The organism is Pasteurella canis (assembly GCF_900454865.1).
Taxonomy (GTDB): domain Bacteria; phylum Pseudomonadota; class Gammaproteobacteria; order Enterobacterales; family Pasteurellaceae; genus Pasteurella; species Pasteurella canis.
This window is the reverse complement of sequence record NZ_UGTV01000015.1, coordinates 934860-959872: the sequence shown is the minus strand read 5'-3', so window position 1 is coordinate 959872 and position 25013 is coordinate 934860. Positions and strand designations below refer to the sequence as shown.

25 protein-coding genes are annotated in these 25013 nt (G+C 36.7%); 8 read left to right on the top strand and 17 right to left on the bottom strand.

The features are described 5' to 3' along the window. The first annotated feature begins 404 nt into the window (after positions 1 to 404). Positions 405 to 2156, top strand: a complete 1752-nt coding sequence (locus tag DYE19_RS05125) for a TadE/TadG family type IV pilus assembly protein (RefSeq protein WP_226690941.1) — start codon at positions 405 to 407, stop codon at positions 2154 to 2156. Positions 2157 to 2221: 65 nt separating this feature from the next. Here DYE19_RS05125 and phoR read toward each other — a convergent pair whose 3' ends face one another. From phoR to pstS, 8 genes are all read right to left on the bottom strand, one after another. Beyond that, positions 2222 to 3514, bottom strand: a complete 1293-nt coding sequence (gene phoR / locus DYE19_RS05120) for a phosphate regulon sensor histidine kinase PhoR (RefSeq protein WP_115322847.1) — start codon at positions 3512 to 3514, stop codon at positions 2222 to 2224. After that, the gene (gene phoB / locus DYE19_RS05115; protein ID WP_115322846.1) at positions 3511 to 4206 is read right to left on the bottom strand and encodes a phosphate regulon transcriptional regulator PhoB; all 696 of its coding nucleotides are present in this window, start codon (positions 4204 to 4206) and stop codon (positions 3511 to 3513) included. Before phoB ends, phoR begins: the two co-directional genes overlap by 4 nt. 38 nt (positions 4207 to 4244) lie before the next feature. After that, positions 4245 to 5066: a quaternary amine ABC transporter ATP-binding protein gene (locus DYE19_RS05110; RefSeq protein ID WP_115322845.1), complete on the bottom strand. Its 822-nt coding sequence runs from the start codon at positions 5064 to 5066 to the stop codon at positions 4245 to 4247. Positions 5067 to 5076: 10 nt separating this feature from the next. Beyond that, on the bottom strand, positions 5077 to 6918 hold the full coding sequence (locus DYE19_RS05105; protein ID WP_115322844.1) for a glycine betaine ABC transporter substrate-binding protein: 1842 nt from the start codon (positions 6916 to 6918) through the stop codon (positions 5077 to 5079). A 79-nt stretch (positions 6919 to 6997) separates the two neighbouring features. Then, the gene (pstB, locus tag DYE19_RS05100) at positions 6998 to 7777 is read right to left on the bottom strand and encodes a phosphate ABC transporter ATP-binding protein PstB (RefSeq protein WP_049215081.1); all 780 of its coding nucleotides are present in this window, start codon (positions 7775 to 7777) and stop codon (positions 6998 to 7000) included. Positions 7778 to 7795: 18 nt separating this feature from the next. After that, a complete protein-coding gene (gene pstA, locus DYE19_RS05095) occupies positions 7796 to 8638 on the bottom strand; it encodes a phosphate ABC transporter permease PstA (RefSeq protein ID WP_049215079.1) in 843 nt (280 codons plus the stop codon). Further along, positions 8638 to 9603 (bottom strand): phosphate ABC transporter permease subunit PstC, encoded by a 966-nt coding sequence (gene pstC, locus DYE19_RS05090; RefSeq protein WP_049215077.1) that lies wholly within the window; start codon positions 9601 to 9603, stop codon positions 8638 to 8640. The genes pstA and pstC overlap by 1 nt, the downstream gene beginning before the upstream one ends. 57 nt (positions 9604 to 9660) lie before the next feature. After that, positions 9661 to 10695 (bottom strand): phosphate ABC transporter substrate-binding protein PstS, encoded by a 1035-nt coding sequence (gene pstS / locus DYE19_RS05085; RefSeq protein ID WP_049215075.1) that lies wholly within the window; start codon positions 10693 to 10695, stop codon positions 9661 to 9663. 267 nt (positions 10696 to 10962) lie between these two features. On the opposite strand from pstS, the gene rlmE reads away from it, so the two are divergent. From rlmE to DYE19_RS05055, 6 genes are all read left to right on the top strand, one after another. Next, entirely contained in the window at positions 10963 to 11592 is a 630-nt protein-coding gene (rlmE, locus tag DYE19_RS05080; RefSeq protein WP_115322843.1) for a 23S rRNA (uridine(2552)-2'-O)-methyltransferase RlmE, read from the top strand. A gap of 132 nt (positions 11593 to 11724) precedes the next feature. Beyond that, a complete protein-coding gene (gene ftsH, locus DYE19_RS05075) occupies positions 11725 to 13626 on the top strand; it encodes an ATP-dependent zinc metalloprotease FtsH (protein WP_049215071.1) in 1902 nt (633 codons plus the stop codon). Between the two features lie 148 nt (positions 13627 to 13774). Next, positions 13775 to 14605, top strand: a complete 831-nt coding sequence (folP, locus tag DYE19_RS05070; RefSeq protein ID WP_115322842.1) for a dihydropteroate synthase — start codon at positions 13775 to 13777, stop codon at positions 14603 to 14605. Between the two features lie 17 nt (positions 14606 to 14622). Further along, positions 14623 to 15957 (top strand): phosphoglucosamine mutase, encoded by a 1335-nt coding sequence (gene glmM, locus DYE19_RS05065; RefSeq protein WP_115322841.1) that lies wholly within the window; start codon positions 14623 to 14625, stop codon positions 15955 to 15957. A gap of 67 nt (positions 15958 to 16024) precedes the next feature. Further along, a complete protein-coding gene (gene sixA / locus DYE19_RS05060; protein WP_049215065.1) occupies positions 16025 to 16483 on the top strand; it encodes a phosphohistidine phosphatase SixA in 459 nt (152 codons plus the stop codon). Positions 16484 to 16783: 300 nt separating this feature from the next. Continuing rightward, entirely contained in the window at positions 16784 to 17404 is a 621-nt protein-coding gene (locus DYE19_RS05055) for a hypothetical protein (RefSeq protein ID WP_115322840.1), read from the top strand. Positions 17405 to 17452: 48 nt separating this feature from the next. Here the strand turns inward: DYE19_RS05055 and minC are convergent, their stop codons facing one another. Next, positions 17453 to 18124, bottom strand: coding sequence for a septum site-determining protein MinC (gene minC, locus DYE19_RS05050; RefSeq protein WP_115322839.1), 672 nt, complete (start codon positions 18122 to 18124; stop codon positions 17453 to 17455). 92 nt (positions 18125 to 18216) lie between these two features. On the opposite strand from minC, the gene DYE19_RS05045 reads away from it, so the two are divergent. Further along, the gene (locus DYE19_RS05045) at positions 18217 to 18468 is read left to right on the top strand and encodes a YcgL domain-containing protein (protein WP_049215059.1); all 252 of its coding nucleotides are present in this window, start codon (positions 18217 to 18219) and stop codon (positions 18466 to 18468) included. On the opposite strand, the gene DYE19_RS05040 is transcribed toward DYE19_RS05045, so the two are convergent. From DYE19_RS05040 to DYE19_RS05005, 8 genes are all read right to left on the bottom strand, one after another. After that, the gene (locus DYE19_RS05040; protein ID WP_115322838.1) at positions 18463 to 18846 is read right to left on the bottom strand and encodes a pyrimidine dimer DNA glycosylase/endonuclease V; all 384 of its coding nucleotides are present in this window, start codon (positions 18844 to 18846) and stop codon (positions 18463 to 18465) included. The two genes, DYE19_RS05045 and DYE19_RS05040, sit on opposite strands and share 6 nt — an antisense overlap. A 64-nt stretch (positions 18847 to 18910) precedes the next feature. Beyond that, entirely contained in the window at positions 18911 to 19213 is a 303-nt protein-coding gene (locus DYE19_RS05035) for a c-type cytochrome (RefSeq protein ID WP_115322837.1), read from the bottom strand. A 3-nt stretch (positions 19214 to 19216) separates the two neighbouring features. Then, positions 19217 to 19717 (bottom strand): TlpA family protein disulfide reductase, encoded by a 501-nt coding sequence (locus tag DYE19_RS05030; protein WP_115322836.1) that lies wholly within the window; start codon positions 19715 to 19717, stop codon positions 19217 to 19219. Continuing rightward, the gene (locus DYE19_RS05025; protein ID WP_115322835.1) at positions 19707 to 20378 is read right to left on the bottom strand and encodes an ABC transporter ATP-binding protein; all 672 of its coding nucleotides are present in this window, start codon (positions 20376 to 20378) and stop codon (positions 19707 to 19709) included. Before DYE19_RS05025 ends, DYE19_RS05030 begins: the two co-directional genes overlap by 11 nt. Positions 20379 to 20458: 80 nt before the next feature. Further along, complete coding sequence (locus DYE19_RS05020) at positions 20459 to 21598, bottom strand: ABC transporter permease (RefSeq protein ID WP_115322834.1); 1140 nt, start codon at positions 21596 to 21598, stop codon at positions 20459 to 20461. Further along, positions 21585 to 22907, bottom strand: coding sequence for an ABC transporter permease (locus tag DYE19_RS05015; RefSeq protein ID WP_115322833.1), 1323 nt, complete (start codon positions 22905 to 22907; stop codon positions 21585 to 21587). The genes DYE19_RS05020 and DYE19_RS05015 overlap by 14 nt, the downstream gene beginning before the upstream one ends. Beyond that, a complete protein-coding gene (locus DYE19_RS05010) occupies positions 22907 to 24304 on the bottom strand; it encodes a Fe-S-containing protein (protein WP_115322832.1) in 1398 nt (465 codons plus the stop codon). Before DYE19_RS05010 ends, DYE19_RS05015 begins: the two co-directional genes overlap by 1 nt. A 152-nt stretch (positions 24305 to 24456) precedes the next feature. Further along, positions 24457 to 24978, bottom strand: a complete 522-nt coding sequence (locus tag DYE19_RS05005) for an iron transporter (RefSeq protein ID WP_115322831.1) — start codon at positions 24976 to 24978, stop codon at positions 24457 to 24459. Between the last annotated feature and the right edge of the window lie 35 nt (positions 24979 to 25013).

The following is a 25013-nucleotide window of genomic DNA, read 5'->3' as shown; positions in this document are numbered from 1 at the left end:
AATTTCTGGTACGACCACTTTATTATAATCTATTATTTTATTTTTATTTATAGATGAATTGAAATAGAATTTTTATCTAACTCTATTAGTTTTTTCTTTTAGATTAAAATTTAATATCATCTATATTTATTCTACAGTATTAGTTGAACACATATAATGTATATTGATCTCTGTTAGGTTATGAGGTACTAAGATTGATGAGTAAGCAATTGTTCCAACGTATTCATTTTAGAAAAAACACATTTTCTTTCCTTGTTCTTCTATTTCTATTCGATGTTATCTTACTTCCTTTTCTTTATTTTGTGTTTAACAAGATACTGAGTATATGGTTTTAATGATTATGTATTTTTAATTTTATCTTTATTTCTCATGGGATGAGAAATAATAAGTTAAATGGATTTATTATGAAAAAATATTATTTAATTTATCGCTATTATTTACAGATTAAACGTTTTTATAAAAGTCAAAAGGGTGTTTATGCTGTTATGACAGCATTATTAACGTTTCCTTTGCTTGTATTAGTGGCTTTTACAGTGGATGGAACAGGGATTTTGTTAGATAAAGCAAGACTTTCTCAAGCAACAGAACAGGCAGCATTAATGCTCGTTGCGGAAAATAACCAATTTAGGAAAAATCCACATCATCAAGACGTTAAAAATCAAAAAGTTACCGTAGAAGAACAAAAAAATTATAAGTCACTGCTCGATGCACAACAGGATAAGCGTAATCAAGAAATGATTCAAGGAATGGTAAAAGTATACTTACGCTCTGAAAATAAAGGCGGTAGTGAGAAAGATCAACCAGTGACTATTCCTGAACCTTTTAATTATCATTGTGAGCAAACAATTGCTGCAAAAACAGCACAACAAAGCCCGACTAAATCAGTAAGTTGTGTTGTGGATGGGAATATTCGTCGTCGTTTTTGGATTCCATTAAGTGAACAGTTAGTTAAGCCACAAACTAAAGGTGGACGTTTGCCAATGTATTCGGGTATCTCTATGGCGGTGAAAGAAAATGGTCTGACGACCCCTATTGATCTAATGCTAGTGTCGGATTTTTCGAAATCTATGCTTTGGGAAGTGGGGCAAAAAGAGAGAGATGAAAGAGGAAATGAGTTGCCTCAGGGAAAATATCCAAATAGAAAAATAGATATTCTTCGTGATGTTGTGAAAGATATTTCTCAAATGTTACTACCTAGCAAAGAGACAGAAGGGATAAGTCCATATAATCGTATGGGATTTACTACTTTTGCTGCGGGGGCTAGACAAAGAGATAATACGGAGAAATGTGTTTTGCCTTATTATTTAGAAGAGGGAAAAAAAAGTTTAACTGTTAAAAAAGTTATTTTAGATAGAGAGGATAAATATCGCCTTTTTCATAATCAATATTCTAACGTTATTTCTGGAGTTCAGTGTCAGTTAAATAATAGTAATTACGTAAATGTAAATGAAACTTGCGATATTCAAGTTCAGCCTAAAGATTTACTTAAAGAAGCATTGAGGATAGGAGATTGGGAAACTATTAATCGCATTTTTAATAAATTTCTTGATGTTAATAGGACATTAAATGATATTGATACTTTTAGTGGGAATAAAAAAAACTATGAATTTGAATTCAAGGATGAACGTTTTTGTTTAGGTGAGAATCAAGGTACTGTAACGACGAAAGCGTGGTTTGATAAAAATAATCCAAATATATCTTATGCATTAGAAAGCGTTAATCCAAAGGGGGGAACGGCTGTCACATCAGGATTACTTATTGGGGCAAATATCATGATGGATAAAAATAAAACAGCAGAAGCACAACCTGACAAAATACAAACTAATACTCAACGTATTATACTTGTGCTATCAGATGGTACGGATAACCAACCGTCAAAAGATACATTAGTGAAATTGATAGATGCAGGGCTATGTCATCGAATTCAAGGTAAAATAGATTCCTTACAAGATAAAAATTATCATAAGCTACCGACAAGAATCGCCTTTGTTGCATTTGGTTTTAATCCACCAGCAGATCAAGTTACTGCTTGGAAAAAATGTGTCGGCAATCATTATTACGAGGCAAAAAATAAAGAACAATTATTAAATAGCTTCAAACAAATTATTAGCTTGGATGAAGAAGTGGGGCGTGCGGCGCGTTTTAAGAAAAAATAATGCTAAAATAGTGCTTAGTTGTCATTTCTAAATAAAAAATCTCTTAGCTGCTAAGAGATTTTTTATTATGGATGAACTTCATGAATTAATTGAGAAGGAATAATAAACGAAAAACAGCTTCCTTTTTGCTCTTTACTTTCAATATGTAGCTGAGAGTGGTGATGTTCGAGAGCATGTTTAACAATTGCTAAACCCAATCCATTTCCTCCCGTTTGATTATTGCGTGATTCATCAACCCGATAAAAACGTTCAGTTAAATGATATAAATGATGTTCGGCTATGCCAATTCCATTATCTTGTACACTAAATTTTACACCCTCTTCACAATAGTGCCATCGGATATCAATTTGACAATGTTCACCTGAATGTTTAATCGCATTGTAGATTAAATTCGAAACTGCACTTTGTAGCTGGTTATCATCGCCCAGAATATAAATATCGGGGGTAATCTCAAAGTTGATTTGGTGATTGTGTTGGTTTAAAAAAGCGGCATTTTCTTTTAAGTTTGAGATTAAACGTGACATATTGACAACTTGATGCTCGCTATTCGATGCATTTTCGATTTTAGCTAGTAAATTAAGTTGTTGTAATAAGTTTGACATGCGTTTACTTTGTTCTTGCATCGCGTGGATTGCTTTTTGTGAAAGTGCGGTCTGATTTTGTTCAGTTTCTAGTAATTCTAAATACCCTTGTAATACAGTAAGAGGTGTCCGTAACTCATGATTAATATTCGATAGAAAAGTCTGGCGAGAGTGTAATAAACGGATCATTTGAGTGACATCACGTGCGATAATCACACTAGATTGATTATCATCTTGATGAATATTGATCTCAATATAACGATTTTCATTGGTTAATAACACCAACGGACGTTTACGTATATTCTGAGAAAAGTACTGTTTAAATTCATGATAAAAAATCACACTAAATATGCTTTTATTGAGGATTTTCTTATGCCAGTAAAATAAAAACATTTCTTGTGATGCATTATTACACCAAGAAATATTTCCCATGGCATCACAAATGAGAATTGCATCAGGTAAATATTGAATGTTCTTATTAAGTTTAGACAGTAGGCGTAATGTTTTAATTTTTTCGCGACGATTTTTGCTCTTATAGTAAGCCGCAGTTTGTGAAATATTATCTAATAAATGCGTTTTCCTTATACTTGGATCACTTTCTGGGGTCAGCATTTTGAGTAGCTTAAATTCATTATAATGATGCCAAACAAGCAAACAAAGTAAGACGATTATGAGCCAAAATTGAAAAGATTGAGTGAAATAGGAAAACAGAGTAGCAATACTGATAGCTATTGTTAATTCAACTAAAAGATACTTAATCGAAAATTTTCTTTTCATCTACTGTCATCCTGAATCTGGCTAGAAAAACGATATCCTGTTCCACGAGCTGTTTGAATATAACGCTCAAATCCATACGGTTCTAGACTTCGACGTAAACGGCGAATATAGCTATCGACTGTACGATCTTCTACATAAATATCATTGCCCCAAATAAAATCCAGTAGTTGTTCTCTTGTATAGACTTTTTCAGGGTGTTCCATAAAAAATTTGAGTAATTTAAATTCGGTGGAGCTGAGATTAATAAGTTGTTGGTTATAAGAAACACGCAGAGCATTTTGATCTAAGCAGAGACCATCAATTTCGAGAATAGGGTTATTTTGCTCATATACTCGTCGAATAACAGCATCAATACGAGCAAGTAATATTTTCGGTGAAAAAGGTTTGGTTATGTAATCATCAGCCCCTGTGTTTAAACAAGTAACACAATCTTCTTCATCACTTCTTGCTGTGAGCATAATAATAGGGATTTTATTAGTGTCTTCATGTTTCTTTATATATTGAATAAACTGGATTCCTGAGCGACCAGGAAGCATCCAGTCTAGCAGAACTAACTGTGGTTTTTCGGCAAGTTTTTTGACCGCACTTTGATAATCTGATGCCTCTAGAATCTCGTAACCTTGCTGGCTCAAGAATAAAACGATCATTTCTCGAATAGCACTTTCATCTTCAACAACAAGTATTTTTGTCATTTTTCCCCCTTGGTTTATGTAAACTGCTGTCTGCTTTCTTAACGTACATTATTGCCTTTCGCAGTTTGCATAAATTCTGCTACATAATCATTTGTAGGATGCTGTAGTAATTGTTGTGGTGTTCCTACTTGCACTAACTCACCTTCATTTAAAATAGCAATTTGGTTTCCCATTTTGATTGCTTCGTCAATATCATGCGTAATAAATACGATACATTTATTTAATCGTTGTTGTAAGTTTAAGACAAGGTCTTGTAGCTTGATCCGAATCAATGGATCCAGTGCCGAGAATGCCTCATCCATTAATAAGATATCCGTATCAGCAGCTAGGGCTCGAGCAAGCCCAACGCGTTGTCTCATGCCGCCTGAAAGTTGTATAGGATAGGCTTTTTCGTATCCAGCTAACCCAACCTCATTTAACCAATACTCTGCTTGTTGTTGGCGTTCTTTTTTTGCAATGCCACGCACTTTTAGTGGGTAAGCCACATTTTGTCTGACGGTTAAATGTGGCAATAATCCAAAATGTTGAAATACCATACTTATGCGCTGTTGTCGGAATTGGCGTAAATCTTGTTGATTTAAGGCGGTCACATTCGTATCACACACCCAAACTTCACCAGAGCTAGGTTCGATGAGGCGGTTGATATGACGTACAAGTGTTGATTTACCTGAACCTGATAAACCGATGATACAAAAGATGCTATTTCCATTAATTTCTAAATTAATATTTCGTAAACCAATTTGGCAACCTGTTGCTTGAAATATGTCTGCATTAGAGGCGTTCTCTTTTAATAGGTTGAGTGCTTGATCGCATGCCCTACCATAAATTTTATTGATATTGTTAAACCTAATTTGTGTCATTTTCTTTGCTCTAGTATTTTTTACCACGTCCATAAGCTTGTGTAATGCGGTCAATTATAATCGCTAAAATAACAATAGCTGCACCTGCTTCAACACCTTGTCCAATATTTAATGTCTGAATCGCTTGTAGTACATGTTCACCTAAGCCTTTGGCGCCAATCATTGAGGCAAGTACGACCATCCCCAAAGACATCATTACGGCTTGATTGATACCTGCCATAATACTTGTTTTTGCTTGAGGCAACAGAACCCATAATAATAACTGCCAATTTGTACTACCAAAAGATTGAGCTGCCTCAATCATTTGTGGACTCACTTGACGAATACCAAGTGCAGTTAATCGAATGAGTGGCGCAATGGCGTAAACAACAGTAGCAAATAATGCAGGCACTTTACCAATACCAAATAACATAAGAACAGGGATTAAATAGACAAAGCTTGGCATTGTTTGGATAACATCTAATATGGGCTGTAAAACTTGATGTATCCTTTTGTTTGATGCCATGAGTATCCCAATTGGAATACCAAGTAATGTGATGAAAAGTGCTGAAACAATAAGTAAAGCGAGGGTTTGCATCAAGGACAACCAAAGTCCAAATGCACCAATTAAATAGAAACCCGCAACACAAAGCAAGGCAAACCAGATCTTACGTGTTGCATGCCAACCAATAAATGCAACAAGTAATAACATCAACCATACTGGCATCGACTGAAGTAGCTTTTCAACAGGCAGGAGTAAATAATCAAGGGAGAGCTGGCTGACTTGGCGGAAATGGCTACCATAATCTTGTACTGTATTGACCAAATAACGATTGAGTTTGTCTGCGACAGACCATGATGGAAACAGAGCATGATGGCTGTTGTCACCTTGTTCTAAGTATTGTTGTAGCTTTTCAGCTGCTTTAGAAGAAAGCCATTGCTGCCATAATTGAGGATGTTGTTGTAAGAAAATATAGGCTTGTGTAGAGCCATTTCGTTTATTTTCTGTCATTTCTAATATTGCTTGATTGAGTATGTGCGGTTCAAATTGAATATTATTTATTAACATCAACAAATCAGGGTGTTTTATTGCAAATTGGCTAGAAACTGACATTGCGAGTTTTGAGCGAGGGAAACCACTGATACAATTTGTTTTGCTTTCTGAGCGTAATAAATCCAGCCAACATTCAGCTTGATAGTCAGGGAAATGAAGGGGAACGAATGGGTATTTAGCCATTAATCCTGTTGGTTGCCAATAATAAAAGAGAATCGGTTTATGTTGTTCATAAGCTGATGTAATTTCAGCATCAAGTGCTGCACCTGTACCAGGGTGAACATTATTAAATTGTTGGTTTAATCCCGTATTTTTTAATAAATGTGTGTTAAATATTTCACAAGACCAGCCTGTTGGGCAGTTTAGAAAACGAGCTTTATTCGGTTGTTCAGGATCGGAAAAGAGTGTGGCGAATTGAGCAAGATCCTGTACATTATTTAATTCAGGATATTGTTGTTTCACATAATCTGGAATATACCAACCTTGTGTGGCACCACCTTTGAGTGTGTCACCAATAATTTGGACTTTTCCTTCAGAGAGTGCTTGTTCAATAATAGGAGAGCGACCAACCCATTGTTCTGCAATAATTTGAATGTCATCTTGAGCTAAAGCCGTTTCTAACGCGTTTGTTGCGCCTGGTACAGTTTCTGTTTGGCATCCATAGCCTTCACGTAAAATGAGCTCTAAAAGTGCGGTAGAGAATTGTCCACTTTCCCAATCTAATGCGCCTAACTTGATTGGCTTATCGGTATCGCAGGTATAAGCATAACGACTAAAAAATAAAACAAATACGATACCTAAGCATTTTAAGCTTTTCATATTAAATCCTTTTTGATGGTTAGGTATCACAAATTGTAATCAAATACATTTCAGATGCAATGGATTATTCTCAATAGGGTTAGCCCATACGTCCTTTAATGTAGTCTTCAGTACGCTGAATGCGTGGTTTATCAAAAATATGCTGTGTTTTATCAAATTCGATCAGCTCGCCTAAATACATAAATGCAGTATAGTCCGAACAGCGTGCCGCTTGTTGCATATTATGTGTGACCATTGCAACGGTATAATCATGTTTTAACTCTGAGATCAATTCCTCGATCTTCGCTGTTGAAATTGGATCTAATGCAGAACAAGGCTCGTCAAGTAGTAGGACTTCAGGTTTGATCGCAATTCCTCGAGCAATACATAAGCGTTGCTGTTGCCCACCCGAAAGGCTGTCTCCACTTTGATTAAGCTTATCTTTTACTTCGCTCCAAAGTGCTGCTTTAGTTAATGCCCATTCTACCCGATCATTTAACTCAGATTTGCTTAATTTCTCAAATAAACGGATACCAAATGCTACATTGTCATAAATTGACATAGGGAAAGGCGTTGGTTTTTGAAATACCATCCCCACTTTTGCACGGATTAAGGAAATATCCATGGGGGATGTTAACAAGTTTTCCCCATCTAATTTAATTTCACCTGTTGCACGTTGATTGGGATAGAGCTCAAAAATACGATTAAATGAGCGTAATAATGTCGATTTACCACAACCAGATGGCCCGATAAAAGCGGTAACTTTATTTTTAGCAATACGCATATTGATGTTTTTTAATGCGTGAAAGTCATTATAGTAAAAGTTAAGATCAGTAATTTCTAATTTTGTTTCTTCTGGTTTTACAATGTGATTAGTCATTCTTTGTATCTCCATTGATTATTTCGTTTTCTGTGGGAAGAAAACACGAGCAAAAATATTGAGTAATAAAACAAACAGGGTGATCAGCGTAGCACCTGCCCAAGCAAGTTCATTCCAGTCTTGGAATGGGCTGGCAGCAAATTGATAAATCACAACAGGAATATTTGCCATTGGGCCATTCATATCGAATGAAGTAAATTGGTTTGACAAAGCAGTAAATAACAACGGTGCGGTTTCACCTGAAATACGTGCAATAGAAAGGAGCACACCTGTTAAAATCCCTGAACGTGCTGCACGATAACAAATCATCGTTATCACACGCCATTGTGGGCAACCTAATGATGCAGCAGCTTCACGTAAATTATTAGGTACTAAATTGAGCATATTATCTGTAGTACGTACGATAACAGGAATCATGATCATCGCTAGTGCCAATGAGCCAGCCCAGCCTGAATAATGTTTCACTTGTGACACATAAATGGCATAAATGAATAAGCCAATCACAATAGACGGTGCTGAAAGTAAGACATCATTTAAGAACCTTGTCACTTTCGCTAATTTGCTATAACGGCCGTATTCTGCCAAATAGGTACCTGCTAGAATGCCGATAGGTGTCCCAATGGCGGTACTGACGATAATCATCATGGTAGAACCAATAACTGCATTGAGAAGACCACCCGATTCATTAGGGGCGGGTGTTGGCTGTAAAAATAATTGTATAGAAAGTGCTGGAATGCCTTTAGTAATCAAAGTCAAAATAATCCAACATAACCAAAATAATCCAAATCCCACGGCAAGAAAGGAGAGAGTTAGCATAAATTTATTTTTGAGTTTACGACAATGGAAGTGAGTTTTACTCATTAGCGACGTCCTTCTTTTTTCTCAATACGCATAATTAAGAGGCGGGAGAGTGATAACACAATAGTAGTAATTAGGAATAAAATTAAACCAAGCTCCATCAAGGCTGCTTTCTGTAAACCACTTGCCTCGTTAAATTCGTTTGCGATGGAGGATGCAATAGAAGTCGAGGGAGAAAATAAGGATTCAGGTAAATGAAAGGCATTACCAATAACAAATGTCACAGCCATTGTTTCACCTAATGCACGCCCAAGACCAAGCATTATTCCACCAACAACGCCTGTTTTAGTGTACGGCAATACAACTTTCCACATGACTTCCCAAGTTGTTGCTCCTAATCCATAAGCAGATTCTTTTAAGATTGCAGGTACAATTGTAAAAACATCTCGCATTACAGACGCAATAAACGGAATAATCATAATTGCGAGGACTAAACCTGCCGTGAATAAACCGATACCAAAAGGGGCGCCTGAAAATAGATAATGCAGTATAGGTAGCTCACCAAACCAATCGATCAGACTTGGTTGAAGGTGTTCTTGGAAGAGTGGAACAAAAATAAATAGCCCCCACATCCCATAAATAATCGAAGGAATTGCAGCCAACATTTCAATCGCAGTACCAATTGGTCGTTTCAACCATTCTGGTGCTAATTCTGTAAGAAAGATTGCAATACCAAAAGAAATAGGGACAGCAATCAGCAGAGCTAAAAATGAAGTAATCAAAGTCCCAATAATTGGGACTAGTGCCCCATAGCTATTTTGTACGGGGTTCCAATCATTTATCCAAAGAAACCTGAGTCCAAATTGACTTAATGAATCCCAACTTCCAATAATTAACGAAATCATCACAGCGGCTAAGATTAAAAAAACGAATACGGCAAAAAAGCGTGTCATGTTTTTAAAAAAAAGCTCAATGAAATGATGATTTAGCTTGTTCAGTTCTGTTTGTGTTTTATGATTGAGTGACATAATCACCTTCTTAATCTTATTTTAATGAGAAGGGCAGAGGATATCTGCCCTAAGCCCCTAGTGCCAAATAACAGTACCATTCGTTGCTTTTACATCGGTTTTCCATTGTTGCTGAATTTTATTGATGACTTCGTCAGGTAAGGGGACATAATCAAGCTCTATTGCTGCTTGTTTCCCTTGTTTAAATGCCCAATCAAAGAAATCAAATACTGATTTAGTTTGCGCTGGTTTTTCAGCATTTTTATGTAATAAGATGAAGCTAGCTGCTGTAATTGGCCATGATTTTTCTCCCTCTTCATTCGTTAAAATCACACCCATTCCGACCGCACTTTCCCAATTAGCATTAGCTGCAGCTGCCATAAAACTATCACTTGAAGGTTGAACAAATTGACCTGCTTTATTTTGTAAAGCTGTCCAAGATAAATGGTTTTGTTTAGCATAAGCATATTCTACATAGCCAATGGAATATTTGATTTTGCTGACATAAGCAGCAACACCTTCATTACCTTTTCCACCTTGTCCTGTTGGCCATTTCACGGATTTACCTTGTCCTACTTTTTCTTGCCATTCTGTTGACACTTTAGATAAATAGTTGGTCCAACCGAATGTGGTGCCTGAACCGTCTGAACGATGCACAACAATGATCGTTTTATCGGGCAATGCCATACCATAATTTAGAGCAGCGATAGCAGGATCGTTCCATTTTTTGATTTTGCCTAAAAAAATATCAGCAAGTACCTGACCTGACAGTTTGAGTTCTCCAGCTTTGATTTCAGGGATATTGATGACAGGGACTGTACCGCCAATAATTGCTGGAAATTGAAGAAGTTGATGTTGTGTGAGTTGTTCTGCTTTCATTGGATCATCTGAGGCACCAAAATCAATTGTCTTGGCAATGATTTGTTGTTGTCCACCTCCTGATCCAATAGATTGATAATTGACTTTATGGCCAGTTTGTTTTTCATACATTGATGCCCATTTAGCATAAATTGGGTAAGGAAAAGATGCTCCTGCACCCGTAATTGTTTCCGCATTAGCAGTGAAAGTGAATGCACCTAAAAGAATAGATAAAAGCATTACACGTTTGGTCATAAATATTACTCCTTTTAAGTTTATAATCACTACTTTGTAGTAGCGTGAGATATTTTAGAGAGGAAATATGACAGTTTTATGACAGTTTAAAGGCAAAGTAAGCAAGAGAAGTGTGGGCTGTTATAAATCAATTGTATTTGCGAATAACTAGAAAAGCGAAATTTGCAATTTAATTTATTCTGTAATCTATTTTTTCTACTAAATTAGCCTTGAAACTTGTGTATAATGCCCCATATTCAAAAAACATTTAGGTAATAGAAGTCATTTATGGGAAAGAAAAAACGTTCAGCAAGCTCTTCTCGCTGGTTAAATGAACATTTTAAAGATCCTTTTGTACAAAAAGCACATAAGCAAAAATTGCGTTCACGTGCCTATTTTAAATTAGATGAAATTCAACAAACAGATCGTCTATTTAAGCCTGACATGACAGTGGTTGATCTTGGTGCTGCGCCAGGCGGTTGGTCACAATATGTTGTGAGTCAAATTGGTGATAAAGGACGTGTTATTGCCTGTGATATACTAGAAATGGATCCCATTGCTGGTGTTGATTTTTTACAAGGTGATTTTCGTGATGAAAATGTGTTATCAGCCTTGTTAAACCGTGTTGGTGAAGGAAAAGTAAACGTAGTGATGTCTGACATGGCGCCAAATTTTAGTGGTATGCCGTCAGTTGATATTCCACGTGCTATGTATTTAGTAGAACTTGCATTAGATATGTGTAAGCAAGTATTAGCGACAAAAGGTAGTTTTGTCGTCAAAGTTTTTCAGGGTGAAGGTTTTGATGAATACTTAAAAGAGATCCGCTCTCTCTTTAGTGTTGTAAAAGTACGGAAACCTGAGGCTTCTCGAGGACGTTCTCGTGAGGTGTATATTGTTGCAACAGGTTATAAATATTAGAAAAATTCAATTTTGAAAGTCATTTCGCTAAATATTAGCTATTGATAAGATAATTTCCAATTTCATAACAAATATAGTAATCTTGCAACAAATTATTAACGTTAGACAAAAAGAGGTTAAACCTTGAACGATATGGTAAAAAATTTAGTCCTTTGGATTGTAGTTGCTGTCGTGATGATGACGGCATACCAAGGCTTTAATTCGACTTCGTCAGGAAATTCCACTGACTATACAACTTTCATTACTGATTTAGGTAATGATCAGGTTCGTCAAGCTCGTTTTGATTACAACGAAATTTATGTGACCAAAGCGGATGGTTCAAAGTATACCACTGTGATGCCATTAAATGATGACAAGTTATTAAATGATTTATTAAATAAAAAAGTCAAAATTGAAGGTACTCCACCTGAAAAACGTGGATTCTTCTCACAAATCTTAATTTCTTGGTTCCCAATGTTATTGTTAATTGGGGTTTGGTTGTTCTTTATGCGCCAAATGCAAGGTGGTGGTAACAAAGCGATGAGTTTTGGTAAAAGCCGTGCGCGTATGATGACGCAAGAGCAAATCAAAACGACCTTTGCCGATGTTGCTGGCTGTGATGAAGCGAAAGAAGAAGTAGGTGAAATTGTTGATTTTTTACGAGATCCTGCCAAATTTCAAAAATTAGGCGGTAAGATTCCTAAAGGTATCTTAATGGTTGGTCCACCAGGAACAGGTAAAACATTATTAGCAAAAGCAATTGCAGGGGAAGCAAAAGTCCCATTTTTTACCATTTCAGGTTCAGATTTTGTTGAGATGTTTGTTGGTGTCGGTGCTTCTCGTGTGCGTGATATGTTTGAACAAGCGAAGAAGAATGCACCTTGTTTGATCTTTATTGATGAAATTGATGCTGTTGGTCGTCAGCGTGGTGCAGGTTTAGGGGGAGGTCATGATGAACGTGAGCAAACTTTAAACCAGATGCTCGTCGAAATGGATGGTTTTGAAGGCAATGAAGGAGTAATTGTGATTGCAGCAACTAACCGTCCAGATGTACTAGACCCAGCACTGACTCGCCCAGGTCGTTTTGACCGCCAAGTTGTTGTCGGCTTGCCAGATGTACGCGGTCGCGAGCAGATCTTAAAAGTACATATGCGTAAAGTGCCAATTGCACCTGATGTGGACGCAATGACATTAGCGAGAGGTACACCTGGTTATTCAGGAGCAGATTTAGCCAATTTAGTTAATGAGGCTGCCTTATTTGCGGCACGCACGAATAAGCGTTTAGTCACAATGCTTGAGTTTGAAAAAGCGAAAGACAAAATTAATATGGGACCTGAACGCCGTACTATGATTATGACAGAGAAACAAAAAGAATCTACTGCCTACCATGAAGCGGGTCATGCTATTGTTGGATATTTAGTACCTGAACATGATCCTGTACATAAAGTAACGATCATTCCACGTGGCCGTGCATTAGGTGTGACTTTCTTTTTGCCAGAAGGCGATCAAGTCAGTATCAGTCAAAAACAATTGGAAAGTAAGTTATCTACACTGTATGCTGGGCGTTTAGCTGAAGATCTTATTTATGGTGAAGAAAATATTTCAACGGGTGCTTCAAATGATATTAAAGTAGCAACTAATATTGCTCGTAATATGGTGACACAATGGGGCTTTTCTGACAAACTTGGTCCTATTCTGTATTCAGAAGATGATGGTGAAGTGTTTTTAGGGCGTTCAATGGCGAAAGCAAAACATATGTCTGATGAAACAGCGCATCTGATTGATGAAGAGGTGAGAGCCATTGTGACACGTAATTATGAGCGTGCAAGACAGATCTTAGTTGATAATATGGATATTTTACATGCGATGAAAGACGCATTGGTAAAATATGAAACTATTGAAGAAGAACAAATTGAACAGCTCATGCAGCGTCAACCTGTTACGCCACCATCAGGCTGGGAAGAAACTGAACGTTCACAAGCAAAATCAACTAGCAATACTGAACAAGACAGTACAGTTGAAAAAGCTGAAGAGACAGAAACTAAAGAATCTTAGAATAAATTAAATCCTCATAGATAAAACCTCTTTAATGCAAGTTAAAGAGGTTTTTTTGTTAGCTTTATTACTCGTTTTGTAAGAAGTTATTTTTTCCCCGTCCATATTTCGCTATAATTAGCAACAATTTTTCTCATGGCAATAATCAATGAAACTATACGCGAATAATAAAGTCCTAGATTTATCAACTCCTCAAATTATGGGTATTCTTAATTTTACACCTGATTCTTTTTCTGATAGTGGACAATTCTTTTCTTTGGATAAAGCGCTTTTTCATGTAGAGAAAATGCTTAAAGCGGGTGCGACGATTATTGATATTGGTGGCGAATCAACACGACCGATGGCTGATGAAGTAAGTCTTGAGCAAGAGTTAGCACGTGTTATACCTGTTGTTGAAGCAGTCAGTTACAATTTTGATTGTTGGATTTCAGTAGATACCTCAAAATCTGAAGTCATGAAAGCCGCAGCACAAGTTGGTATGGATTTAATTAATGATATTCGAGCCTTACGTGAAGAAAATGCGTTAAAAACAGCAGTACAGCTTGATTTACCAGTATGTCTTATGCATATGCAAGGAGAGCCTCGTACAATGCAAAATGCTCCACAATATGATGATGTTGTGACAGAGGTATTTTCTTTTTTACAACAACGTACAGCAGAATGTATCCAAGCTGGTGTTCGTAAAGAAAATATCATTTGGGATATGGGATTTGGTTTTGGTAAAACTGTTGAGCATAACTATAAATTACTCCAAAACTTACCGCACTTTTGTACAGCAGGGCGACCTGTATTGGCTGGGTTGTCAAGAAAGTCGATGATTGGTGCTGTGTTAAATAAAACAGTAGATCAACGAATGATCGGTAGTGTAGCAGGGGCTCTGATTGCTGCGATGAATGGTGCAAAGATTTTGCGGGTACATGATGTGGACGAAACAGCAGATGCACTAAAAATTTGGCAAGAGACACAACAATATATTTAATTAAAGGGACAATTAAAATGGCAGAACGTAAATATTTTGGCACAGATGGAGTGCGTGGAAAAGTAGGTAGCGCACCAATTACTCCTGATTTTGCACTTAAATTAGGCTGGGCTGCGGGTAAAGTATTGGCAACACAAGGTTCACGTACTGTATTAATTGGTAAAGATACTCGCATTTCTGGCTATATGCTCGAATCAGCATTAGAGGCTGGTCTAGCTGCTGCTGGACTATCTGCGGCATTTACGGGACCAATGCCAACTCCAGCGATTGCTTATTTGACACGTACTTTTCGTGCAGAAGCAGGGATAGTTATTTCTGCATCACATAATCCTTATTATGATAATGGAATTAAGTTTTTCTCAGCACAGGGAACTAAATTACCTGATGATGTTGAAGAGGCGATTGAAGCAATGCTTGACCAATCGATGGATTGCGTTGAATCAGCTGATCTTGGTCGTGCGAGCCGTATTACTGATGCTGCTGGTCGTTATATTGAGTTTTGCAAAGGAACCTTTCCTGCACATTTGAGCCTTGAAAATTATAAAATTGTTGTCGATTGTGCAAATGGCGCGACTTACCACATTGCACCTAATGTTATGCGTGAATTAGGGGCAGAAGTCATTGAGATCGGAACTAAACCCAATGGCATGAATATTAATGAAAAATGTGGTGCAACAGATATTAAAGCATTACAAGATAAAGTACTAGAAGTAAAAGCGGATGTTGGCTTAGCTTATGATGGTGATGGGGATCGCTTAATTATGGTTGATCATCTAGGTAATAAAGTAGATGGTGATCAAATTTTATTTATTATTGCACGTGAAGCATTACGTGCTGGTAACCTAAAAGGTGGTGTAGTTGGCACATTAATGAGCAATATGAGCCTTGAATTAGCACTCAAGCAACTTGCTATACCATTTGTGCGTGCTAATGTAGGTGATCGCTATGTGTTAGAAAAAATGCAAGAGAAAGGTTGGTTATATGGTGGTGAAAATTCAGGCCATATTATCATTGCAGATAAAAATACGACAGGGGACGGTATTATTGCTTCATTAGCAGTATTAACCGCGATGGTTCAGCATAAATTATCTTTAAATGAATTAGCAAGTGCTGTGCCATTGTTTCCACAGGTATTAATTAATGTGCGCTTTGTTGGCGGTTCTAATCCACTTGAAACAGAGGCAGTAAAGGCTATTGCTGCCGATGTTGAAAAAAGACTTGTTGGGAAAGGGCGTATTTTATTACGTAAATCAGGTACTGAGCCATTAATTCGAGTAATGGTCGAGTGTGAAGATGGAGAGCTTGCTCAACAATGTGCAGAAGAAATTGCGGATGCTGTTCGCACAAATTGATCATTTCATGGTTTATCAACTGAGCCTTATTGTGCTCAGTTTGTTTTTGTCTTATTGAGAATTTTCTATGGATATTTTTGTGATGCGTCACGGTGAAGCAGAATTGATGTCAAGATCCGATAAAGATCGTTGTTTGAATAGTCGTGGAATACAGCAAGCTATTGCACAAGGCACTTGGCTAAAATCGACCGCACTTTTAGGACATGTAATTGTGAGCCCCTATATTAGGGCACAACAAACTTTTGAACAGATCAATCAAATCCATAATGATCAGCTATTAAGCAAAGTTGAAACTTGGGATGCAATTACACCTTATGGCAATGCACATACTGTCGTGAGCTATCTTAGTGTTTTAGCTGAACAAGGCATTGAATCTGTTCTGCTCGTTTCACATTTACCTTTAGTGGGGGAAATTGTTGCCGCATTATGTGGGCGTAATTCAGTGAGCTTTTATCCTTCAACTATTGCACAAATTGAATGGGATGGTGAGATGGGGACTGTAGTAAAGACAAAATATCCAGAATAATTCATTATCATAAGATAATGTAATGGTATTCAATATTTTTGTATTAAATTTAAACAATTTTGAAAGTTCAATTATTTACATTACTTCACATAAAATAAATAGATTTATCTATTTTTTCATTAAATTCAATTTGTTATTTGTTCATTCAAATATTTTACTGTTGTAAAAATTATTTTTTGTTTCGTAAAAAATGTAAATAATGATTTCTTTTTTATGTAATTTAATACACACTATATCCAGCAAAGTGATATTCTTTGTGAGTTTTTTATTTGAAAACTTTAGTAAAGTTTAGGAGAAATGATGAAAAAATCAGTATTAGCTGCATTAGTATTAGGTGCGAGTTTAACTGTAACAGGTTGTTTTGATAAAGATAGCAAAGCGAGTCAAGAAGTAGAGAAGGCAAAAGCTAGCGTTGTTGAAACAAAAGAGACCGTAGTCAGTGCAGCGGGTGAAGTGAAAAACTCAGTAGTTGAAGCCGCAAAAGAAGTTAAAGATTCCGCTGCAGAAAAAGCCACAGAAATGAAAGAAGCTGCTGCTGTTAAAATGGAAGAAGCGAAAGCAGCAATGACAGAAGCAAAAGAGACTGCAGCAGAAAAAGCCACAGAAATGAAAGAGGCTGCTGCTGTTAAAATGGAAGAAGCGAAAGCAGCAATGACAGAAGCAAAAGAGACTGCAGCAGAAAAAGCCACAGAAATGAAAGAGGCTGCTGCTGTTAAAATGGAAGAAGCGAAGGCAGCGATGACAGAGGCAAAAGAGACTGCAGCAGAAAAAGCCACAGAAATGAAAGAAGCTGCTGCGGTTAAAATGGAAGAAGCGAAAGCAGCGATGGCGGAAGCAAAAGATGCTACAGCGGAAAAAGCAGCTGAAATGAAAGAAGAGGTAAAAGAAAAAGCAGAAGAAGTTGTTTTACCGAAACAATAATTCTAAGTGATAAAAACCACCTTGAAAAAGGTGGTTTTTTGATTTATTTTATTGGCTGAGTAAATATTGAAAGTTTAATTTATCTTTTTCAGCAAAAATACGTACTGCTTTATATAGATATTCTGCAGGTATCTTTTCTTGATATAGGAAGCGGCTGCTGACGGCAATAAATTCAGCGTTTAAGTATTGAGTATAGACAGAGCCTGAATTAGTATTTACACCAGCCATTGCTCTTCCTAACAGTTTTCCATAAATATGGATGTTTCCATCAGCAGCGACCTCAGCACCTTGCTCAACATTACCATGAATAATTAAATCACTATTTTTAGCATAAATAACTTGTTTATTTTCAACATGTTGATCGATGATTTTGACGGGTAAATAACGTGGTTCAGGTAAGATATCAGAAAATTCTCCACTTTTTCCTAATAAAGGAAGACCAGCTGCTATAATGAGTTCTTTTTGTAGGTGGTTTTTCCAATCAGATACGCCAATAATTTGGATATTAAATTCTGCGAAAAGCGATTTTAGAATCTCTAAATTCACTTTTTCAAGAGCGGATGTAAATTGAAGGATAACGGCAATATTTTGGAAAATAGATGGCGATGATTTGACTTTTTGGGCTAATGAACGTTTGATGACGGTAAGACTTGAGCTATTTAATGTAATAAAAATTGATGAAAATTGTCCTGTGCGAAATTCTACAATATCCTGTGCCATAATTGAGTCCAAATAAACAAATTGTCTGTTTTAATCATAAAGAATTGTGTTAGGATCAGCAAATCTTTTTTGCCAAAATTGGAAGTAAATCAATGTTATGTGCAATTTATAAAAGTCAACGAAGAGTTGGGACATATTTATATGTTGCTAAGCGAGATCAATTTGATCCTGTACCAGAAGGATTAAGAGAGGCGTTTGGTGTGCCTATTTTTGTGATGATGTTTAATCTCGCAGGCAATAAACTTTTGGTTAATGCAGATAAAAAACAAGTATTAGAACAGATTCAACAGCAAGGTTTTTATTTGCAAATGCCAAAGGAAGACGATTGGTTATTTAAACTATAATTTTGCAGGTGTAAATCGAGCTTTAGCAGGCATTCTTTCTAAAATACGTGCTTGGTTTATTTTTAATGCCTGTTCGCTTGGCTGATAATCTAACCACAATTTTTTATCAGTAGGTAAGTTCTGTGGCCAAATGTATTGCACATTAAAACCACGTGCTTTACATTCGTGATGTAATAAATCATAACGTTTTTTTAGAAAAGTGAGTTTATTAAAGAAAAAACGAACATGTCCAGTACCTAATTTATAATCATCGGGTTGACCAGTTAAATCATATTTTCCTTTTGCCACTGCATTCGGTATACGAGTTAATTCACGATGTTCTGCAAGTAAGTGCTGGTCGCAAAGTTCAGTTGGTGATACAAGATTAATTCGGGTCATACGATTTTGTTTAGCTGAAAGTGTAAGAAAATGGCGTACTATTATTACGCCATCAAAGTTAATTCTATTTTAATGTTTCGATAAATTTCGCGATACTTTGCATATCTTCATCAGATAAGCGAGATTTAGCGGCATTGCCAGCACCTACAACTTGCCCATCTTTACGCGCTTTTAACGCATTGATAATCTCGTTTGCCGCTAAGTCTTTTAGTGGCCGTGATTGATTTAATGCTGATTTTTCCGCATTATTACCATGACAAAATGCACAAGGTTTGAATAATTGCTTTCCACGTTCTGCGCTTACTTCTGCTTGTGCTGTTGAAATTGCGCAGCTCATAATTAATAGAGTAGAGTAAATTTTTTTCATTATTTAGCCTTTAAAGAGTAAATGTAAATCTTTAGGGGGAATTAAGCCCTCGAATTTATAAAGGATTTTCCCTTCTGGGTCAATAACGAAAGAGGTGGGGGTACCAATTAATTGATAGCGTTCTGCACTGATCTTAAGCTGATCTTTAACTACTGGAAGCTGAATTTTCCTTTTAGTTACAGTAGCTTGAGTATCTATTTTCTCACCATCAATATTCATTGCAATAATATGTAAATTATTGTTAGGGTAATTTTGCATAAATTGTTCAAATGATTTCAATTCATTAATACAAATTCCACAAGTTTCAGACCAGAAATTAAGGATAATCGTTTTTCCTTTCCAATCAGAGAGACTCACTTTATTCCCTTGTAAATCAAATGCTGCAATATCTGGAGCGGATTGCCCAACAACAGCTTGTTGCTCTTTACATGACATCAAAGAAAAACAGACCACACTTAGCAGTATGAGTTTGAGTAATGCAGTTAGAAGGTCATTAATTTTCATTATGTTCTTCTCGTAGAAATTTACCATGTTGTAAGAAAATTGTACGATGTGTTAACTTGCCTAGCTCTGGATTATGCGTCACCATGACAACAGTTCTACCTTGCTTATTCAATTCAATCAATAAATCTAGCACGAGTTGTTCGTTTTTTTCATCCAGATTTCCCGTTGGCTCATCTGCGAAGATGACAGGTGGTTGGTTAACTAATGCTCGGGCAATACATACTCGTTGCTGTTCCCCACCTGATAGCTGACTTGGTCGATGATCAAAACGATGATCTAGCCCTACTTGTTTTAGTACTACTTTGGCTGTCTCTTCATCAATCACGCTATGGTAGTGTTGAGCTAGCATGACATTTTCAAGTGCAGTGAGATATGGGATTAAATGAAATTGTTGAAATACTAAACCAATTTTTTCAGCCCGAAAACGTTGCCGACCAACCTCATCAAGTTGTGCCGCATCAATACCATCTAAGATAACTTTCCCTTCAGACGCTGTATCTAAGCCTGTGAGAATGTTCATTAATGTAGTTTTACCTGAGCCAGAAGCCCCCATAATTGCAACGAATTCACCTTTTTTTATTTGGATATTGATATCTTCAAGTGCGGTCACTTGATCAAATCGTTTGTATAAATGCTGTGTTTCAATGACATAGTTTGACATAGTCTACCTTTTGCTAAGTGAGTACTACAGGAGGTTTTCTGCTGTACTGTATTATATTTTTACAATCGTGTTATAGCACATTATTCGCCTTTTAATACATTGGCAGTTTGGATATCTAAAGCGCGTCGTGTTGGTACAATGACAGCAATGAATGCGACTAATAATGATAAGATAATCGTAATAGGTATAACAGGTAATCGCATATCAATATAGGCTTTGAAAACAGTCAATCCTAGAATTTGTGCTAGTAAATAGCCGATGATTAATCCCGTGATAATAGCACAAAGTGCAATAATGAATGTTTCTGTGCCAATTTGCCTAATAATATCTTGTTGTTTAGCGCCTAATGCTTTTTGTAATGCAAATTCTTTCGCTCGTTCACCAACAATCGCAATTAATGTTGTATTCACACATAATGTGGCAAGAATTAAGATAACGATTGATATTAAACCCATTAAGCCTTTAATTTTATCTAAAATTTGCCCTTCAGAAGCAGAAACTTTACGAATAGGGCGAATTTCTAAATCAGGATAATGTTGTTGTAATTGTGTTGCAAAGGCTTCCACTTGTCCTTGATCATTTTTAACATTTAATAAGGCGTTTGTTGCTTGCCCTTCTTTTTCTAACCAATTTTGAGCAAATTCTAAGTTGACAATTAACATATTGTCAGTAGCATCACCTGACTCAATGATAGCTTTAATATTAAAACTCTGCTTTTCTACAGCATTTTTACTAAGTGTAATTTTATCTCCCACTTTTAAATTTAAGCGTTCTGCTAATGTTTTACCAATCATTGCATTACGGTCATCAAAATTGACGCCAATTTGTGAGCCTGTAATTTGCCAGTAGGGCGCTAAAGTTTTCATATCTTCAAACCATACTCCCATGAGGACAATTTTTTCTAGTTCACTGCGTGTAATACCATATAAGTAGGGGCTTGCTGCAGTGATAAAACCTTGCGGCGCTTGAGTAAGGATTTGTTGTAATTGTTGTTCTTGAATTAAGCCACTGGTAGTTGGTCCAATATAGAAATTCGCCCCAAAAGTACGTAACTCTTGGCTCATTTTCGTATTGATATCAAAATAGACGGCAGCCATTGCGGTGACAATGCTGGCACCAACGGTTAAGGCTGCAAAGATGATAAATACACGCTGCAAGCGTAAACGTAAAGCGCGTAAAATTAAACGCCAAAACATAGATTTTGACTTATTGGCGACCATAAAGCACCTCCACTGGATACAAGCGTGCAATACGATGTGCAGGGAACCATGTACCGATTAGAGCAATAAGTATTGAGAGTACTAATACGCAAGGCACCACAATCCATGCAAAATCTAGTGGTGCACCGAATAATGTGGTACCAATAAATTTTGCTAATCCCCAACCTGCGATACAACCAGCAATACCCCCTAATAATCCACTAATGATAGCTTCACAATAAAATAAGAGTACAATTTGCCATTGATATGCACCAAGAGCCTTCATCAAACCAATCTCTTTGCTTCGCTCAATGATGGTTGTAGTCATTAATGAGGCAATTCCCATTGCAGCAGCAATTAAGGCAGCAATTGTGACTACAGCGAGTAGTAGTTGAATTTTTTCAATGACTACACCTTCAGATGCTGCAACTTGCCAGATTGGACGCACTATAGCTCCTGAAATAGCCTCTTCAAGTTGGTGTGAGATAGAGGAAACATAGGCTGTACAATACCAACGGTCATATTCTTCAGCATCTAGTCCATCGACATTTGCACGTGCCTTACGTGAAAGTGCATTTTCAGGGACGGTAAGCGCCGATACTTTAATTGCTTGTATTTTACCTTGTAAACCTAGTAGATCTTGTACCGCACTTAATGGCAGGACAAGTTGTTTTTCTTCTTGTCCACCCGTAGCAAGAATACCTTTAATTTCAACACGTAATTGATGAGTAAATTCAGCCTCTTGATAGTTAAGTTGTATTTGATCGCCTTGTTGCCATTGTGTTGTTTTTGACAATTGTTCACCAATTAGAGCAGGGATGAGATCAGTGAAATCATCTTTTCGATCATCTACCCATTCGCCTTGAACTTTCCAATATGGACTAATGATCTTTTGTCCTGTGTGATAATCCTCTTCATCGGGAATGGCAATTTGATGGTCGAAGAATGTGCCTAAAATTTGGACTGTTTGCACTGCATTTTGATCGATTTTTTGTGCCTGTACCTCTGCATTTAAAAGTGGAGCGAAACCAACAATATTATTACGCCAGAAAATGTCTTTAACATTGGCTAATTCTTTTTCGTCAAGAAAGTCTTGGCTTGCCAGTGAGCTTGCTCCATTTACATCTTGCGGCAGGATAGCACTACTGGCAGGCTCAACTAAAATGTTTGCCCCATAAGATTTTAGCTCGCGAGCCATTTTATCGCCAATATCAATAGAGACTGCGAGTAAGGCAGAGACTAAGCCCGCAGCGAGGAAAATGGTAACAATAGCCAGTAATTTACGTTTTAAACCAAAGCGCCAAGACTGAATGAGCATACGAGTTAACATTATTGACCTCCTTCAATTTTGAGATATTTTTCTGGCTCTTCGCGGAATAAATTGAGGTTTTTGTCATTAGCAAAGAAGTAGGTTTTACCTTCATAGCTATATTTATGTTCTGTTTTCGTATTTTTTAGTTGAGTATGATCAACAGGATCAATAACATCAATTTCGACGATAGTAGAAAAATAGTTTAATCCCTCTTCTAAACTTTTTTTCGTAATAATCACATGTGTATCATTTTGTTGCCAATTTTCAATAGGGACAGGATTACAACCACCTGGTTTACCAATGGAAGGAATAAACATTCTTACACCACAGCCAACACAGACGACTTGATCGCCTTCCATCACATATCCTTGATCACCACATAAAATACAGGCATCAAATACAGCGGCTAAACTGAGGCGATCGGGTAAACGATTAATTAAGAAGAAGCGTACTGCTTTACCATCATCAGCAATCCAAACAAAACGGTGGAGTTTACCATCTTTTACTTTCTCAATTGGAATAGAAACTTGGTTATTGTTATCCATTTGAACAGGTGTTGCTTCAGATAAACGTGGCGGTTGGGAGGCGATTTTATCCCAGTAAAGTTGAGTGCTTAATATTAAGAAAATGATGACTATGCCCCAAAAAATTAAGCGATGTGACACTAAAAGTGCGGCTTGTTTTTTGCGTTTTTCGATCGGTTGAGACTCCTGTTGCATCGCATGTTTTCGCACGAAGTGAATATTGATAGTAAACGCAAGAATAACAATAAATAATATGACAGTATGAATGTAGTTAAAGAAGTTGGCTATATTACCTGATTTAGCAACGAAGCTAAGGCGTGGTTTTGTTAAGTCTATTATCTGTAATTTCATTAAAGTCAGTAGTAGATCGCCAAATAGTGGTGTAATCAGAAGTAATGTCACTAATGTTGTAATAAAATAAGAGAGTACAGTTAGTCTGTTTTGTATTTTGCATTGCTTTAATAAAATATTAATCCAGATTGTAACGAATAAGCAGAGTAGGATGCCAAGAATAATTGCACTACTATGCAAAATAAAATCAGTATTGATAACATCGGTGTTGGTAATTGCAGAAAGATTAGGATCTTTTCCCCAAAAAACTCCTGCGATAAATGTTAGTAGTACGTGCCATAGATAGGCTATTTTATAGGTGTGAAAAAATTGGCAAATATAAAACAAAATTAGGCTAACTAGGATAAAGCTTGTTAGGATTAAATTGACAGTTTGACTTCTTGGCAGATGAAGAATTGTTATCACTCCTAAAGTAAAGCTGATGATAGAAATCCAAATAAGCGGTTTGGTTTTAACTTGCGGATAATATGACCAAGCACAACCAAGGAGTAAGGCAAAAGGTAGTAGATTTTGCAATAAAAATGTAAAAAAATAATTCATAATATATCCGTGTAGAATTCAGCCCGAAATGATATTTCAGTGAAAATACTAATATTTCCAATGACTATTTTGATGTGGAAATAGTCATTGGAAATATAAAAGAGTAGATAACAAATAGCGAAGGTGCGTTTATCACGCACCTTATCTTTTTATCAATTTAAACCTGTGTATTTAAATTCATAGTTTACATCAAATGGTTTCCACCAACGACCCACACCAGTTTCTTCATCAGTGTGGCGGTGCATACCTGCTTTTGGTGGTGGCTCAATGTGGTATGTCAATTTGTAGTTACCTACACCCATCATTTTAATATTTAAACCATAGTGTGGACCATCGCCAGCTACCATTGGCATAAATGTTCCCTCTTGTTTTTCACCTGTATCCGTATTTACTAAAGTATAGTTGATAGTTAAATATGGCATCCACTCACCTTCACCGAAGCCATTCACATTACCTTTAATCGCATGGATATCTGCTTCTAAGTGAATATCAGATTTTGCTGCAGGCAGCCCCATACCACGTGGCTCCATATCTACTGGCTGTAGATATACTGCTGCAATTTCCATACCATTCATTTCAACTGGCTCACCGATTGGATATTCTTTAAATGCCAATGCGGATGGTGCAGCCAAAATGCTAGCTAACAAGGTTGTTGTGAAAAGTGCTTTTTTCATACTCAATCTCCTCTCAATCTTTAAGTATTGATATA

What these genes read in the sequence shown, in the direction of transcription:
- DYE19_RS05125 (WP_226690941.1), top strand. Translation starts at nt 405, where the DNA reads ATGAAAAAATATTATTTAATTTATCGCTATTATTTACAGATTAAACGT.
- phoR (WP_115322847.1), bottom strand. Translation starts at nt 3,514, where the DNA reads ATGAAAAGAAAATTTTCGATTAAGTATCTTTTAGTTGAATTAACAATA.
- phoB (WP_115322846.1), bottom strand. Translation starts at nt 4,206, where the DNA reads ATGACAAAAATACTTGTTGTTGAAGATGAAAGTGCTATTCGAGAAATG.
- DYE19_RS05110 (WP_115322845.1), bottom strand. Translation starts at nt 5,066, where the DNA reads ATGACACAAATTAGGTTTAACAATATCAATAAAATTTATGGTAGGGCA.
- DYE19_RS05105 (WP_115322844.1), bottom strand. Translation starts at nt 6,918, where the DNA reads ATGAAAAGCTTAAAATGCTTAGGTATCGTATTTGTTTTATTTTTTAGT.
- pstB (WP_049215081.1), bottom strand. Translation starts at nt 7,777, where the DNA reads ATGACTAATCACATTGTAAAACCAGAAGAAACAAAATTAGAAATTACT.
- pstA (WP_049215079.1), bottom strand. Translation starts at nt 8,638, where the DNA reads ATGAGTAAAACTCACTTCCATTGTCGTAAACTCAAAAATAAATTTATG.
- pstC (WP_049215077.1), bottom strand. Translation starts at nt 9,603, where the DNA reads ATGTCACTCAATCATAAAACACAAACAGAACTGAACAAGCTAAATCAT.
- pstS (WP_049215075.1), bottom strand. Translation starts at nt 10,695, where the DNA reads ATGACCAAACGTGTAATGCTTTTATCTATTCTTTTAGGTGCATTCACT.
- rlmE (WP_115322843.1), top strand. Translation starts at nt 10,963, where the DNA reads ATGGGAAAGAAAAAACGTTCAGCAAGCTCTTCTCGCTGGTTAAATGAA.
- ftsH (WP_049215071.1), top strand. Translation starts at nt 11,725, where the DNA reads ATGGTAAAAAATTTAGTCCTTTGGATTGTAGTTGCTGTCGTGATGATG.
- folP (WP_115322842.1), top strand. Translation starts at nt 13,775, where the DNA reads ATGAAACTATACGCGAATAATAAAGTCCTAGATTTATCAACTCCTCAA.
- glmM (WP_115322841.1), top strand. Translation starts at nt 14,623, where the DNA reads ATGGCAGAACGTAAATATTTTGGCACAGATGGAGTGCGTGGAAAAGTA.
- sixA (WP_049215065.1), top strand. Translation starts at nt 16,025, where the DNA reads ATGGATATTTTTGTGATGCGTCACGGTGAAGCAGAATTGATGTCAAGA.
- DYE19_RS05055 (WP_115322840.1), top strand. Translation starts at nt 16,784, where the DNA reads ATGAAAAAATCAGTATTAGCTGCATTAGTATTAGGTGCGAGTTTAACT.
- minC (WP_115322839.1), bottom strand. Translation starts at nt 18,124, where the DNA reads ATGGCACAGGATATTGTAGAATTTCGCACAGGACAATTTTCATCAATT.
- DYE19_RS05045 (WP_049215059.1), top strand. Translation starts at nt 18,217, where the DNA reads ATGTTATGTGCAATTTATAAAAGTCAACGAAGAGTTGGGACATATTTA.
- DYE19_RS05040 (WP_115322838.1), bottom strand. Translation starts at nt 18,846, where the DNA reads ATGACCCGAATTAATCTTGTATCACCAACTGAACTTTGCGACCAGCAC.
- DYE19_RS05035 (WP_115322837.1), bottom strand. Translation starts at nt 19,213, where the DNA reads ATGAAAAAAATTTACTCTACTCTATTAATTATGAGCTGCGCAATTTCA.
- DYE19_RS05030 (WP_115322836.1), bottom strand. Translation starts at nt 19,717, where the DNA reads ATGAAAATTAATGACCTTCTAACTGCATTACTCAAACTCATACTGCTA.
- DYE19_RS05025 (WP_115322835.1), bottom strand. Translation starts at nt 20,378, where the DNA reads ATGTCAAACTATGTCATTGAAACACAGCATTTATACAAACGATTTGAT.
- DYE19_RS05020 (WP_115322834.1), bottom strand. Translation starts at nt 21,598, where the DNA reads ATGGTCGCCAATAAGTCAAAATCTATGTTTTGGCGTTTAATTTTACGC.
- DYE19_RS05015 (WP_115322833.1), bottom strand. Translation starts at nt 22,907, where the DNA reads ATGTTAACTCGTATGCTCATTCAGTCTTGGCGCTTTGGTTTAAAACGT.
- DYE19_RS05010 (WP_115322832.1), bottom strand. Translation starts at nt 24,304, where the DNA reads ATGAATTATTTTTTTACATTTTTATTGCAAAATCTACTACCTTTTGCC.
- DYE19_RS05005 (WP_115322831.1), bottom strand. Translation starts at nt 24,978, where the DNA reads ATGAAAAAAGCACTTTTCACAACAACCTTGTTAGCTAGCATTTTGGCT.